Genomic DNA, 15800 nt, shown 5'->3' on the forward strand with positions numbered 1-15800 from the left:
TTTTGTATTCTGAATTTTGAACTCATTGTTGTCATTGCAAAAAGTGAAACAGCAAAGCCATAATTATACGACACCATAGAATTTTCAAAATTAATATCTAAGTTTTTATATTTCAAATTAAATTTTATTATCATTTTTTTTATTCCCCAACATTTAATATCCTGTCAATTTCTTTATTAATACTTTTCATACTAATTCCATAAAGCAATTCAATTTTCGAACAATTCAAAATACTTCGTTTAGGACGGACAGCTATCTGTGGGTACTCCGTTACTGCAAAAAGTTTACAACTGCTGTCTGTTTTCTCTTTCACAATCTTCGCAAAGTTATACCAACTTGCGGCAGGATCATTTGCATAATGAAGAATATCAATTCCTTTAGAAATTCTTTTAATTAACTTCATACTCTCATTGGCAAGATCAGTAGCACTCGTAAGCTTTGTTATTTGATTTTTTACAACCGAAACCTCATCTCTTGTTTTCATCAATCTGTTTATGGTGGTAATAAAATTATTCCCATAAACAGAAATTAAACCTGAGATTCTTATGATAAATCCGTCGGGATTATATTTAATAATATTGTCTTCGCCTTTCAACTTAGAAATCCCGTAAAAATTGCATGGATTAGTATCATCGGATTCAACATATTCCTCATTACTATTTCCGTCGAAGACATAATCGGTAGAATAATGAATAAGTTTGGTGTTATTTTTCTTACAGAACTCTGCTATTATTCCCGGAGCAATTCCATTAATAGCCATACAGAGCTCTTGCTCCTCTTCTGCTTTATCTACCGCAGTATAAGCTGCACAATTGATAATTAGATCGGCCGGATTATTTTGAAGGAATTGTCTTAATAAATCTTCATTCGTAAAATCAACATCAGCAATATCAGCAAAAAGAAAATCATGTTCAAATTGTTGAGCAATAGCCTGAAACGATTTTCCAAGCTGACCATTCGAGCCAAAAACAATAATTCGCATGTTTTTTCTGCAAAGATAAATTAAAATGAACATTTTATCCTATCTTTGCATGTAATTTTTAGTAATATTTATCAGATGAAAATCAAAAATATCATAAATGTTTTTTTAATTTTCAGCATCATTTCCTTAAGTTTGAAAATATATACTGAAGAAACGAATCAAATTTTCGAACCTTCAAAAAACCTTCATACTTCTAAATCTTCCAAAGGAAACTTTTTTATGCTTGTAATTCTTATGATATGATGATATAGTTATTCCGGAAAAGACAATATTAATTCGATATATATTACGCTGATTTAATGATAATTATATTATAAAAATAATGAAAAAACTTCCGATCTTAATCCTAATCGTTTTCGTTGCCTTATCCTGCAACAAAAATACTGATTTATATAAATTCGTCGATCCGATGATAGGTACAAATGCTCACGGACATACTTACCCGGGCGCAACAGCTCCTTTCGGAATGGTTCAATTGAGTCCGGATACGCGCCTTGATACTTGGGACGGCTGTTCTGGTTATCATTATTCCGATAATATTATTTACGGATTCAGCCATACACATCTCAGTGGTACAGGTTGTTCGGATTACGGCGATATACTTCTTATGCCTACAACCGGAAATCCGAATATTTCCAATGCAATAAATAATGGAAATACAGACAAATGTTATCCTTCAAAATTCAAACACAGCAATGAAAAAGCAGAAGCCGGATATTATTCTGTTGTTTTAGACGACTATAATATTAAGGCGGAATTAACTGCAACTGAAAGAGTCGGATTCCATAAATATACTTTCCCGAAAGGTTCCGGAAATATTATTATTGATTTAAAACATAGAGACCAAGTAATTGCATCTTCAATAAGAGTTGTTACAAATACTGAAATTGAAGGCTACCGCCGTTCAAAGGCCTGGGCACAAGATCAACATGTTTATTTTGTTGCTGTTTTTTCACAACCGTTTGATAATTACGAAATTGCTCTCGATGATGTTTTTATTGACGATGCTTTCCAAGCCGGAACAAATCTTAAAGCTTATGTTTCTTTTAACGAAATAAAAGAACCTGTTATAGTTACTATTGCCATATCTCCGGTAAGTATTGAGAACGCCCGCAACAACTTAGTTCACACCGGCGATTTCAATGCGGCATTAAAGGAAACCCGACAAAAATGGAATGATGAACTTTCAAAAATTGAAATCAACACAATCAACAATGACGATAAAGTTGTATTCTACACGGCTTTATATCATTCCATGATAGCACCTAATATTTATACCGATATTGACGGAAGATACAGAGGACGTGATCTCAATGTCCACAAAACCGGAAACTTTGATGTTTACACGGTTTTCTCGCTATGGGATACTTATCGCGCAACTCATCCTCTCCTTGCTATCATTGATCAAAACAGAACAAAAGATTTTATTAATACTTTCTTGAAGCAATATGAACAAGGCGGCGCACTTCCTGTTTGGGAACTCTCGGCAAATGAAACAGGTTGTATGATTGGTTATCACTCAATTCCTGTTATTTATGACGCTTACATGAAAGGTATTACCGATTTTGATACAGAACTTGCCTTGAAAGCCATGATGCATAGTGCAACCGAACAAAAACTCGGTATTCCGCAATATATGCAATACGGATTTATTCCTGCCGACGCCGAAGGAGAATCGGTTTCCAAAACTCTTGAGTATGCTTACGACGACTGGTGTATTGCGATGTTCGCCAAAGAACTTGGTAAGGATAACATCTATAAAGAATATATTTTACGCGCTCAGAATTACAAAAACCTTTTTGATACTAAAACAGGCTTTCACAGAGCTAAAGTTAAAAATAGATGGTTTTATCCTTTCGATCCTAAAGAAGTAAATTTCAATTATACGGAAGCAAATGCCTGGCAATATAACTTTTATGTTCCGCAAGACGTTAATAATCATATCGGAATGCTTGGCGGCGACGAAGCTTACATTGCCTTATTAGATAAAATGTTCTCCGAAAGCAGCGAAACAACGGGCCGGCAACAATCGGATATCACCGGATTAATCGGGCAGTATGCTCACGGCAACGAACCAAGCCATAATTTTGCATATTTGTATAATTATGTTGGTGAAGCGTGGAAAACTCAAGAAATGGTGAGAAAGATTATGCAAACTCTTTATCTTAATGCTCCCGACGGGCTTTGTGGTAATGAAGACTGCGGGCAAATGTCATCATGGTACGTTTTGAGTGCATTAGGATTTTATCCTGTTTGTCCGGGCGACGGTAAATTTGTTATTGGTTCGCCGGCTATCAAAAATGCCGTAATAAATCTCGAAAACGGCAATCAATTCATCATTAAAACAAAAAATCAATCCAAGGAGAATACTTTTATCAAAAAGATTGAGCTTAACGGAAAAGACTACACGGCGTCTTTCATAACTTATGATGATATACTTAATGGCGGTGAAATTACTTTTCACATGGCAAAAGTTCCTAACAAAGACTTTGCTGTCGCTCCGGAAGATCGTCCTGTAAATATTATATCCGAGCATTTAATAACTCCCGTACCGTATTTTGTAACAGATAATATTACTTTTTATGATGAAATGATGATTGCTATCGAAAATATTCTTCCGGGAAGTCAGATTTACTATACATTAAATGGTAAAGATCCTGATAAAGATTCCGAAAGATATACAGCTCCTTTTGAAATAAATAAAACTTATACAATTAAGGCGCGAGCCTTTTATGATAATCAGGCACCGAGCAAAATTATTGAAACAACATTTTTTAAGATGCCAAAACAGCGTTCAATACAATTGCTTTCGAAATATGAAAATCAATATAATGCGGGCGGGAATAATGCTCTTATAGATTTTATCAGAGGCGGCGAAAGTTTTAAAACAGGTGCGTGGCAAGGTTATCAAGGTACGCATTTTGAAGCAATTGTTGATCTGGGAGAAGTTGATAAGATTTCCGAAATTAGTATGGGATTCTTCCAAGATTCGCGTTCATGGATCTTTTTTCCTGTAAGCGTAGAATATTACACTTCTATTGACGGCAAAAGCTATGAATTATTCGGTAAGGTTCTCAATGCGATTCCACTGAATGATGAAAGGCCGCAGGTTTTTAATTTCACTGTTGATAAAAAGAGAAAAACAAAAGCCAAATATGTAAAAGTAGTTGCAGAATCTGTTTTAGTAAATCCGGAATGGCATTTAAGTCCGGGCGAACCTTCTTGGTTATTCGCGGATGAAATCATCATCAGATAGAAAACCGGAAATTCTTAATTCTCAACTAATTTTTTAGCCTTAACTCTTAACTGTAAAAAGTATATCTCCCTTTTTCCTGAGTTTTACCGTTGTACTGTATAGATTTTTCAGGACAATGGTGAATACAGGCTAAACATTGCGTACAATTATTAAACCATTTCGGTTTATCATTTTCGAGAATCATATTTCCAACAGGACAAGAATTGACACATATACCGCAGGAAGTGCATTTTTCATCGGCATAAAAAGGTTTCGCACTCATGGCAAACTTGCAAAAAAGCGGATAAATAATACGGGATTTCAAGAATGACGATTTTCCTTTTTCATAATAATGCATAGGATAATTATCATTTATTAATTGGATTAATACAGGAAGATGTTTTTCTGCCCTTTCTTTTTTCTTATCCTGAAGTTCTTTATTATCAATATCAAATGATGGAAAAATAATATAATTATTAGGCATTTGAAGTGAATAAATATGATCAGTTTTCCATGACTTTTCTCTGAATAATTTATCAAGCATTTTATTTGTAAGCCCACATTGGTCGCCACAAGTTATTATGCTATAAATCAAATTATTATTATAATTATTTATTTTCAGTCTCTTAATAAATTTCTTAACAACAAGAGGAATTCCCCAAGAATGGGTAGGAAAAACAAACCCTATCTTTTCATCTTTATTAATATTAAACTCGGGAACTAATTCGTTACCTATAACAAAATAATCACCAATAGCAATTATTCTGTTATCAGGCATAAATTCGGCAAGATATTTGGTAACCCATAAAGAATTATCCGTACCGGAAAAATAAAAAATCATTATTTTTTCTCCCAGACGTTAATTATTTTCCCAACAAACATAGTATGGTAAGAGGTATCTTCACCTTCATAGAAATTTTTACTTTTCGCATCAAGGATATTATCCTTTTCAAGATCGTTAAAATATATTTTCTCGCATTCTATTACGAGTCTCGCTTCTTCAAAATAAAGATTACCTTGTAATGTTTTTGCAGGTGTTAATCCCGATGCTTTAATTTTATCTTCATCTCTTCCGGAAGCCGTGCCGAAATAAGTTACTTCGTCTCTATATTTCTCATCGAAAGCACACAATGTGAAATAATCGCCTTTATCAATGAATTGATAAGTATGGCGGGAGTCTCTGATATAGATAGTAGCAACCGGATAACCCCAAAGAATACCTAATCCGCCCCAGCTTATAGTCATCGGATTAAAAACCTCATTTTCACCGGCAGTTACAACAAACCAATTATCATTAAACAATTCAAAAACATTTTCTTTTAAGTCTTTGACATCTATTCTATCGAATTTTTTTTCTTCGGAAGTTGTTTTACATGAATTCATAATAATTGCTGAAATTGTGATTAAAATTAGTAAGTAATTTTTCATACGAAAATAGTTTTAATTTATTGATGTTTAAATTTATTCGTTCATATTGACTCTCATGAATCATTTTCATGTTCGAAAGTGATAGATTCGTCATGTTGTATTAATACTAATATATTTTTGTTATTAATAATTAAATGCAAAAGTAATAAAGAAATAATAAATTAACAATCAATAAAAAAAATGTTTTTAAAATCTAAAATCGTAAAGAATAATATTTGATGAGATAGATATCTCATATCCGGGCAAGTGTAATTTCAAATTGTGTTTCAATGTTTTGAATAAAAAATATTACATTAAGCATTATCTGCAAATAATCAATTAAATTTCCCAACCCCATTCCTGATACTGAGCACGTCTTTCAGTAACTTTCTTTATATAATCTCGAGTTTCTTTATAAGGAAGTTTTTTCGACATATGATCATAAAGGTCGTTGTATTCATAATTGTTGATCAAAGGTATAGCGGAACTGATTTTAGTATTTCCTGTAAAAGCTTTGCTTACATTGCCGGCTCCGGTATTATAAGCAGCAACGGCACATAAAGTTCTGCAATCATCACAGGTTATCTTATTAAAACTTTGTGTAACAAGCATATTCATATATGCCGTACCAAGTTCAATATTATTTTTCGGATTATATAAATATAATGCGGTTGGCGTCTTATCTTTTCCGTAAACATATTTATAAGCCGCTCTCCCGCCGTATTTAGGTACTAATTGCATTAGTCCATACGCAGCAGCATGCGATTTTGCCTTCGGATTAAAATATGATTCGGTATGAATTATTGCACACACAAGAGCAGGACAAAGATTATATTTTTTGCTGAAGTATTTTATGTCGTCAGTAAATTTTTCAGCTCTTGTTTTGATATGATCCGGAGCAAGGTTTAATGTAAAACTTGCCACTTTACGCTCAACCCCGTCATCGCCTCTTACAATTTCTATCTTTACATCGCCCGTTTCGACCAATTGCTTAACATCTGTTTCCAATTTTTTCTCAGGTAAATCGGAAGTATTTTTTTCTGTTTTGTTATCTTCCGTAGGAAGTATAACTTGTCCGACAAGCACGGCTTCATCCGATAAAGGTTCGCGTTTCTCAAATTCAGTATCATAATCTTTTGTAGTGCCCTGAGTTGTAAGAAGATCCACAACCTGTTCTTCAACTTTTTCCTGTATTTTTTCAATATCTTTGGCTTCTTCTTCCGTAAGAACAATTTCAACACGCGCTTCGCCCTTTTCAAAATCTACAACACTTCTACCCTTCTTGTCATCAGTATATTCAACCCAATCTTTATTAGTACTTACAATAACATTTTCATTACCCCAAATTTTTGAAATACTCTTTATAAACTCATCATAAGCTTCCTGTTCTGCTTTAAGATATTCTTCAAATTCTTTTTCACTATCGATAATAAATTGTTCCCTTTCATTGCTCATTCTCTCAATTTCTCTTTGTTGAGCTTTTTGAAAATCACTAATTTGTTGCTCCGTTTGAGAATAAAGATGGAAACAGGAAAAAACTAAAATCAATAAAAAATACTTTTGCATCATAATAAAATTAGATTAATAACTATGCAAAGATAATTTTTTAATTAATAATTAATAAAATAATATGGAAGTTTGAAGAAAATGTACTAAGCTACAAAGTATATATTATCTCAACCTAAAATCTACACTTGCACGTAGAAATCTGCTATTAACATAAGAACTTTCTCTCTGATAATTAGCATTCTGAGCATAAATATAAATTAATGCTCCGTTTTTAAGTCTGTCAATAATTTCTTTTGCTTCCGAAACAGCTAAGGCAGGACAACCGTGACTACGACCTAATCGTTGTAGCGGAAATTGTTTGCTTGATGTTACATAATTAGCGCCATGAATAACAATAGCTCTATTCTTCGCATTATTATTAATGCCTTTCTCTAATCCGTTTAAAACTAAAGAATACCCGTTTCTTCCCTGATAAGTACTTTCGGTAAGAAAGAATCCCAAGCTACTCTTATAAGAACCGGTTTCATTGGAAAAATTAAGGGCATATTCATTTCCACTATTTCTACCATGCGAGACATAAGTATAATATAAAATCTCTTTCTTCACAAGGTCGAAAACAAAAAATCTTTTCTCTTTAGACGATTTTGTGTAATCAATAATGCAGACATATTTTTTGTTTGCCGGATTAATCAAATTATATCCATGCAAAGCCTGATAAAAAGCATCATATTCAAGTATATCTTCGTTTAAATTAAAATCGTAATATAATTGATTGATTTCTTTTTCATCATAAAAATTAATTTGTGCCGCTACATTAAATACTACACATATTAATAATAATATTAAAAATATTTTCCTCATACAGGTCATTAACGTTTTTAAATAAATTTTATTGCATTTCCAATGCTAATCAATCACAAAGACCAAACAATGATATAATATTCCCCATTCATAAACAAATTTGGCATGTGAGGTTGCATTACGCACACACATGTGTGAACGCGGCGTTGTACCTAATGTGCTGCCGTATTCTATCATTTCGGTTGCCGGTAGATTTACAGGTACTCCGTGAATATATCCGCCGTTACTGAAACGGCTCGCGTATGGAGCATAACCGCCTATTTCCGTAGTTCCGTCCACATAATAATGCATCTCCGGTTTTTTCTCCTGAATTACAAAAATACCCAATGGAGTCGGATACATCAATGGAGGTTTATGCAAGCCCGTTGTAGCCGGATTCATGCTTCTGACCAACCATTTAGTATCTACTTTTTCCAAAGTTGCAATATTTTGATTTGTTCTATCTACAAAAACAACCCTAGAAAAAGTCATTGTATCCGGAATTATATGTACATATTTCGACGGGACTATCCAATCACCCTCAAAAAATAGAGTGGAAACATTTAAACTATCCTCATCATTAGAAATAATTTTAACAAGAGTTCCGTCATCTCCGTATCTTTCGGGAATTTTCGTATTTTTATCTAAATACAAAGGAATTCCTTCATATTGTTGAATTCCGTACATATCAGTTATTTCTTTATACTCGTTTGTTTGATATTCTGCTGTTAGCGGCGGCCTTCCATTAACATCGTGCCTGTTTTGCAAAACACCCCAAACTGCAGGTTTATTTTGAAAATTCTCTAAAAGCACCAAGTTTTCTTTAATTTTATCCCATTGGAATTCACGGGTTTTATCCTTATAAGGGTAAACATCATCCAAGGTATATTTATCATAAGTAAAATCTTTTTCAATAAGAATATCATCAACAGTTAATACCTTTATTGTTTCCTTTAAAGGCGCTGGTGCAATAACTGCCGGCTTATCGTCCGTCTTCGTTTTTCTTACACAAGAAACGGACAAAATTATTAAACTTAGGCAAATTAATAAATAATGTTTTTTACTTAAATTCTTCATAATTAATTCTCCTTCAATTGAATATTCTTATTTTTATAATTGTGTTGACTGATGCAAAAATTATGCAAATGTACGGTTTTTTATAAAACCTGGAAAGAAATCTGACATTTTATCATGAATACATATTCAATATTATGTATGTGAATTACCCGAATTTATAAAAATATCTGATTTAAGTTTAAAAAATATTTGCAAAGAGTATTGATAAAAGCAGTTTAAAAAGAAATAATATTTTGAATTAGATTGCTTATTCGATGCGTTCTCCACCAATAACAAAATCAAATTCGAAGACTGTGGCCATAAGACTACAAGTCACGTAATAAAAACAAAATTAAAATTGTTAATTATTAATTACTAATTATTAATTGTTTTTATTTTTGCAAATTATTACAAAGTGATTTTTTATGCGGAATAATTTATTTACATCCAAAATGAAACTCTCTGAAATGTTGTTTGATAATTATAATCTGATTTTTGTGTTATCACGATTTGGGATAAAACTCGGTTTCGGAGAAAAAACAGTTGAAGAAGTATGCAAAAAATACGGAATTTCAACTTCTTTATTTTTAATGGTTACCAATGTTACTACTTTCGATAATTATTATCCTGATAATGATGAAATTAATTCTTTAAATCTTGAGGAATTAATCAATTACCTCCATGCATCACATACATATTACCGAGAAGATAGAATCAAGGCTATAGAAGAAAAATTAAATGATCTCTATTTAGATAATAATGATTATAAGACTATTATCGGCAGATTCTTTTCTGAGTATAAAAACGAAGTCATAAATCATTTTGATTATGAAGAGAATATTGTTTTTCCATATATAAAAGATTTAATGCATGATAAGATTAGCGTTAATTATAATATTAACCAGTTTGAGAAAAATCACAGCAATATTGAAGATAAATTAGACGATTTAATTAATATATTAATTAAATATATTCCCGAAGAGGACGATAGAAAAAGAGAGGATGCTTTATTTACAATTTTTATTTTTGCTAAAGATTTAAATAAACATAGTCTGATTGAAAATAAGATTCTGATTCCTTGGGTTAAACAAATTGAAACCGAGCATGGACAACAATAAATTATACAAACTTGTTATAATAGAACCTACCGAAATCATAAGAGCGGGTTTGGATAAGTTGTTCGGCGACAGTTATACTTTTAGAGTGATAGAAAGTTTCGAAACATTTGCCGATTTTAAAGAAAATATTCACAAATTAAATCCGGATATCATTATTATTAATCCTTCGATTATTGAGTTAGACAAACAGCTTACAATTAAAAGTTTATTTCACGATATTCCGCAGGCAGGAATTGTTGCGTTGGTATATTCCTACATTCATTCCGATATTTTAAGACAGTATAACGGAATAATAGAAATCGACGACTCTTTTAATACTATAGAATCAACTTTACGTTCCGCGATAAATTCAACAGAAGAGAAAAAAGACAATTTCGATAATCAAGAACTCACAGACAGAGAGAAAGACGTTTTAATAGCTGTTGCCAAAGGATGGATGAATAAAGAAATTGCCGATAAGTTGAACATTTCAATTCATACTGTTATTTCTCATCGAAAAAACATATCCAGAAAAACAGGAATCAAATCGGTCTCCGGCCTCACAGTTTACGCTCTCATTAATAATCTGATTGATAAAGACGAAATGTTTTTATAAAGGCGAAATATAAAAATTCGAAAATTAAAAAACTGAGAAACGCCTATTAACAATTGACGATCAGAAAGTTAATTATTGTATTGTAATTATTATTCCTATCCCTATAATTGATTAAAACGAGGAACAAAAAATCACTATAATTGGGGATTTTCCACATTAGCATAACAGAATAATTTTGCATCCATATTGTCGATAGATTTTAAATAAACACTTTTCACTGTTAATTTATCCGGGAAGGCAATATGTTCTTCTCGGATATTTTTAAAATCAACGATAGTTCTTGAAAAATATCGAATTAAATTTTACGCCATAATTTTTAATAAAATGTTTTGATTAACACAACTAACACGGACACGTGTTAAATAATAAAAAACCGGACATCCCAAAAGTCCGGTTTTTTTGTTCAAATACAGACGAAGGGCTTTTATCATTTTTACCCTTTACACATATAATCCTTTACGCTCACAGCATTTTTCATATCATCATTAATAGTTAAAAATTGTTATCAAAAATAACAAGAATTTGGGATTTTGAATGAAAAAGTAAGATAATACTTTTGCAGTTGTAAATTTTATTTAAATTAACTCATTCAAAATTAGTAAATTAATTATTATCTATGAAAAAAATCATTATCAAAAATCAAAAGAAAAACGTATCAAAAAGAATATTATTAATCTTATTCTTCATGATATCATCAATGCCGTTAATGTTTTCACAAATTATTAAAGGTACGGTACTTGATGAATTAGGAAAACCTATGGCGGGCGCTAATATTGTAATTACCGAAACGGGAAAAGGTGCCGCAACCGGCAATCAAGGTCGTTTCATTTTAGAAAATGTGCCTGCACAAGTTGTTACAATAGAAGTAAGCTATGTGGGATACAAAAAGGAGCACAGAAGTATTGACCTTACAAAAAGAAATAATGTCAGAATAGAAATTAGAATGACTCCCGATAACAATCTGGAAACTGTTGAAATCTTCGGCGAAAGATACAAACAACCCGAAAAACTCGATGCAATCACACGTTTGCCGCTACGTCCGTCGGAACAAATTCAAAGTATATCCGTTATTTCCGAAAGATTAATTGAGGAACAGGGGGCATTAACAATCACGGACGCCGTGCGTAACGTTCCCGGAATTACTCTATTCGGTTCATACGGCGGTGTTCGCGAAAGTTTATCTACTCGCGGATATCGCGGTGTACCTATATTAAAGAACGGAGTAAGAGTTGATTCGGATTTCAGAACCGGCTCACTCGCTTCGGATATGCAAGGCGTGGAAAGTATCCAAGTAATAAAAGGTTCCGCCGCTGTTACTCAGGGTGTCGGTAACGATTTAGGAAGCCCGGGCGGTGTTATAAACGTTGTAACCAAAACTCCGAAATTCGTTAACGAAGGAGAGGTTTCCCTAAGAGTCGGCAGCTGGGGTCAGGTTCGCCCCACTTTCGATATTCAAAATGTTTTGAACAAATCCAAAACCGTTGCTTTCCGTCTTAACGGTGCTTATGAACGAGCCGACAGCTATCGTGTTCACATGGGTAAAAGTAAAGTTTACATTAATCCTTCTTTAGAATTCAGGCCTGATGATAAAACTACAATCACTTTAGAAATGGATTACCTTTCCGAAAATGCAACTCCGGATAGAGGAACTGTAAACTTAGCTCCCGACAGCGTTTACGCTCTTTATGAACTTCCTTACGACAAATTTTTAGGATTTGATACCGATAATGTGTCCACACAAATCTTAACATACGCAGGAAGAATCACAAGACAGCTTAATAGTAAATTGAGTTTGCGTGCCGCTTATTTTGCTTCAAGAAGAGATGTTGATAATACTGGTGTCGGCGCTTTAAGAACTGTTCGCGGACAAGATTATAATATCAGAGCCCGGTCTTTGGCACGTTCAACAAATGAAGACAATAACTCTACTTTCCAATTGGATTTGGTTGGTAAAGATCTTTATACAGGAATTGTTAAACATACTTTCCAAGTCGGTTTCGATTATACAACTGTAAACACATCAAGCATCAGTTACAATGCAATCGCCGTTGATACAATTGATATTTACAATACTTTTACCAATATTTTACCGGATTCAATTAAAAATCTTTCAATGGTTTCGGGTGATCCCGTTACCGCGAGTTCTTCAAGCTATGGAATTATGATTCAAGAAGTAATGAGTATAACCGATTACGTAAAAGTTATTCTGGGTCTTCGTTACAGTTTCATCAGCAGTTCATCCGGAACAAGTACCGGCTTAACAACCGGAGATGCCTGGAATCCTATTTTCGGATTAATGATTTCTCCGATTAAAAATTTAAATATTTTCGGATCATATACCACTACTACAAATTTACGTTCAGCTTCCAATATGCGTCCCGACGGTTCTTTCATCGGTCCGTCCATTACTACACAATGGGAAGCCGGCATCAAATCCGATTGGCTTGAAAACAGGCTTCGTTTCAATTTTACCTACTTCTACATTGTTAACAGAAATTTATCATATACTATTTATGATGACAATGGTGTTGCAACTCCGTATTATGATCTTGCGGGCGATTTATACAGAGACGGTGTCGAGGTTGAATTATCAGGACGAATTCTTAAAAACTTGCAACTTATTCTCGGTTATGCTTATTTGAATGCACACTATGAAAACAGTCCGGCATACATGGACGGTTCAGCTCCCATGAATGCTCCGAAGCACACTGCAAACGGCTGGATTCATTATAAACTTGATAAAACTGTGCTCAAAGGTTTATCCGTTGGTATCGGTGTCTATTACGTTGGAGAACGTCCTGTAAATGAATACACAAAAATTACAGCAGCTCACGATACACAACCCGGTGTCGAACCTTTTAATATGCCGGCATACACAACTGTTAATGCACAAATCGGCTACACTTATAAAAACTGGGGCGCAAATATTTATTTCAATAATATTTTCAATGCTTTGGGATATAATTCATACTACAGAGGCGGTTACATCAATCAAATCGATCCGCGCAACTTTGCGGGAGTAATTACATACAGGTTTTAAATTTTAACTTTAATAGCTTTCTAATATTTGTCGGTATATATTTTAAGATAAAATGAATAAATGGACGAGGAAATTAATTTGATTAAATATTATTTTCAAATTTCTCCGAATAGATGAGAGAATATTAAACCCTATAAATTTTATTCATTTTATTTTAAAATAATATCGCAGACAGTAATTTTTTATGACAACACACTACTTTTAACATTTAATAAAAATGAGAAAATTTTTCAGAGCAATACATAAATGGTTGGCAATACCAGCAGGAATTGTCATCACAATCACATGTCTTACAGGTGCTATTCTTGTTTTTCAGGATGAATTATTAAGACTTACTCATCATTCACGGTATTACGTTGAAGATATAAAAGAAGAAACAATTCTGATGGAAATATTAATTCCGATGGTTAATGCTCAATTGGAAGATAACGCTGTTGTTAACGTCAGTATTTTTTCAAATCCGAAACGCACTTACCAAATGTCTTTGGAAAACGGATTTCGCGTTTCTGTTTTCGTAAATCAATATACCGGTGAAGTAACAGGGATATACAATTTTAGTGAAGGTTTCTTCTACTTTGTTTTGAGGCTTCACAGATGGTTAATGGACACTACACGAACCTGGGGAAAACAAATCGTAGGAATTTCTACTATAATCTTTGCTGTTATTCTTATAAGCGGCATTCTTATTTGGTTTCCTAAGAAATTTAGATTTAAGAAAAGACATTTTAAGATAAGGTTTAAAAAGAGTAAAGGGGTTTTGTTCTACGATCTTCATAATGTTTTGGGAATGTATGCTTGTATTGTTTTGTTGATATGTGCTTTAACCGGATTAATGTGGTCTTTCGAATGGTATAGAAACGGTGTATTTAAACTATTTAATGCCGAAGTTACGCAAACTCAACATGGTGGCGGACAAAGAAATCAGGAAAAAGAAAAAAAGATAATTAATACCGCTCAATGGCAATATATTGCAGATCAAATCAAAGAACAAAATCCGAATTATGAATACATACGAATTCAGGACGGCAACGCATTAGTTCATTTAAAATCAGCAGTTTTATCAAGAGCTACCGACAAGTACGTGTTTGATAAGAATTCCGGAGAAATAATCAGAATAAATTACTTCAAAGACGAAGCAAAAACAACAAAGATTTGGGCATGGGTATATAGTTTACATGTCGGAAATTATTGGGGTATCTGGTCTAAGATTTACACTTTTATCTTTGCATTAATCGGAGCAAGTTTACCAATAACCGGATATTATTTATTCTTTATCAAAAGAATAAGAAAAAGAAAAAAAGACGATGTGAGGATAAGTTAAGCGCATCATACTCTTTATTCTCAGATTCTTACATAATTGTCATTTGTCAACTATACATTATTATTTTTTTTGTATTTTTGCAACAAAAATTTTAAAATGGATTTAAAAGATATTCTTACTATTTCAGGGAAACCCGGATTGTATAAATTAATTGCTAATAATAAAAACGGACTTATTGTTGAGTCTTTCAATGATGAGAAACGTATTCCTGTTTTTTCTACGGATAAAATTAGTGCTTTAGATGAAATCAGCATTTTTACTGAAGGCGACGATATTCCTCTAAAAGAAGTTTTCATAAAATTATACAAACACCTCAATCATCAAGCTGTTGAACAATCGGTAATTAACGACAACAAAGCGACAAAAGAGTTATTCAAGGCTTTCTTCCCTGAATATGATGAAGATAGAGTTTACGCATCTCACCAAAAGAAAGTATTCCAATGGTATAATGAGTTATTAAGATTGAATTTGATTAATGATGAACCTGAGAAAACCGACAATGAACAATTGACTACGGATAATGAGGAGTCAGGTAAAGATAATGTTGAAAATAAAACAGATAAAGCTGAGAAGTAAAAACGCTAAATCACGAGCGCGGAAAATCTGCTTTTATCCGACAGAATGTTTCAGGCCTAATTTGAATCAAAACTATAACAATTGTTTAGATTTCTTATTTTTTAAAATGATATTTTAAAAT

At 32.8% G+C, this 15800-nt stretch carries 12 protein-coding genes; 6 read left to right on the plus strand and 6 right to left on the minus strand.

All coding sequences use genetic code 11. The features are described 5' to 3' along the window. Positions 1-139: 139 nt before the first annotated feature. Positions 140-982 (minus strand): dTDP-4-dehydrorhamnose reductase, encoded by an 843-nt coding sequence (gene rfbD, locus LBP67_10340; GenBank protein ID MDR2085377.1) that lies wholly within the window; start codon positions 980-982, stop codon positions 140-142. 322 nt (positions 983-1304) lie between these two features. Here rfbD and LBP67_10345 point away from each other — a divergent pair, with 322 nt between their 5' ends. Further along, positions 1305-4238, plus strand: coding sequence for a GH92 family glycosyl hydrolase (locus tag LBP67_10345; GenBank protein MDR2085378.1), 2934 nt, complete (start codon positions 1305-1307; stop codon positions 4236-4238). A 46-nt stretch (positions 4239-4284) separates the two neighbouring features. On the opposite strand, the gene LBP67_10350 is transcribed toward LBP67_10345, so the two are convergent. The 5 genes from LBP67_10350 to LBP67_10370 all read right to left on the minus strand — a co-directional run bounded on the left by LBP67_10350 (position 4285) and on the right by LBP67_10370 (position 8996). After that, positions 4285-5058, minus strand: coding sequence for an EFR1 family ferrodoxin (locus LBP67_10350; GenBank protein ID MDR2085379.1), 774 nt, complete (start codon positions 5056-5058; stop codon positions 4285-4287). After that, the gene (locus LBP67_10355; protein ID MDR2085380.1) at positions 5058-5645 is read right to left on the minus strand and encodes a flavin reductase; all 588 of its coding nucleotides are present in this window, start codon (positions 5643-5645) and stop codon (positions 5058-5060) included. Before LBP67_10355 ends, LBP67_10350 begins: the two co-directional genes overlap by 1 nt. Positions 5646-5963: 318 nt before the next feature. Continuing rightward, entirely contained in the window at positions 5964-7193 is a 1230-nt protein-coding gene (locus tag LBP67_10360) for a murein transglycosylase domain-containing protein (GenBank protein ID MDR2085381.1), read from the minus strand. A 102-nt stretch (positions 7194-7295) separates the two neighbouring features. Beyond that, a complete protein-coding gene (locus tag LBP67_10365; protein ID MDR2085382.1) occupies positions 7296-7994 on the minus strand; it encodes a murein L,D-transpeptidase catalytic domain family protein in 699 nt (232 codons plus the stop codon). A gap of 45 nt (positions 7995-8039) precedes the next feature. Then, the gene (locus LBP67_10370; GenBank protein ID MDR2085383.1) at positions 8040-8996 is read right to left on the minus strand and encodes a L,D-transpeptidase; all 957 of its coding nucleotides are present in this window, start codon (positions 8994-8996) and stop codon (positions 8040-8042) included. Between the two features lie 485 nt (positions 8997-9481). On the opposite strand from LBP67_10370, the gene LBP67_10375 reads away from it, so the two are divergent. The 5 genes from LBP67_10375 to LBP67_10395 all read left to right on the plus strand — a co-directional run bounded on the left by LBP67_10375 (position 9482) and on the right by LBP67_10395 (position 15679). Then, positions 9482-10147, plus strand: a complete 666-nt coding sequence (locus LBP67_10375; GenBank protein MDR2085384.1) for a hemerythrin domain-containing protein — start codon at positions 9482-9484, stop codon at positions 10145-10147. Beyond that, positions 10134-10742: a LuxR C-terminal-related transcriptional regulator gene (locus LBP67_10380; protein ID MDR2085385.1), complete on the plus strand. Its 609-nt coding sequence runs from the start codon at positions 10134-10136 to the stop codon at positions 10740-10742. Before LBP67_10375 ends, LBP67_10380 begins: the two co-directional genes overlap by 14 nt. 616 nt (positions 10743-11358) lie before the next feature. Further along, complete coding sequence (locus LBP67_10385) at positions 11359-13782, plus strand: TonB-dependent receptor (protein MDR2085386.1); 2424 nt, start codon at positions 11359-11361, stop codon at positions 13780-13782. 217 nt (positions 13783-13999) lie between these two features. Beyond that, a complete protein-coding gene (locus LBP67_10390; GenBank protein ID MDR2085387.1) occupies positions 14000-15103 on the plus strand; it encodes a PepSY domain-containing protein in 1104 nt (367 codons plus the stop codon). A 96-nt stretch (positions 15104-15199) separates the two neighbouring features. Next, complete coding sequence (locus LBP67_10395) at positions 15200-15679, plus strand: DUF5606 domain-containing protein (GenBank protein MDR2085388.1); 480 nt, start codon at positions 15200-15202, stop codon at positions 15677-15679. Positions 15680-15800 lie beyond the last annotated feature (121 nt).

It is taken from the genome of Bacteroidales bacterium (genome assembly GCA_031276035.1).
GTDB lineage: Bacteria > Bacteroidota > Bacteroidia > Bacteroidales > BM520 > RGIG7150.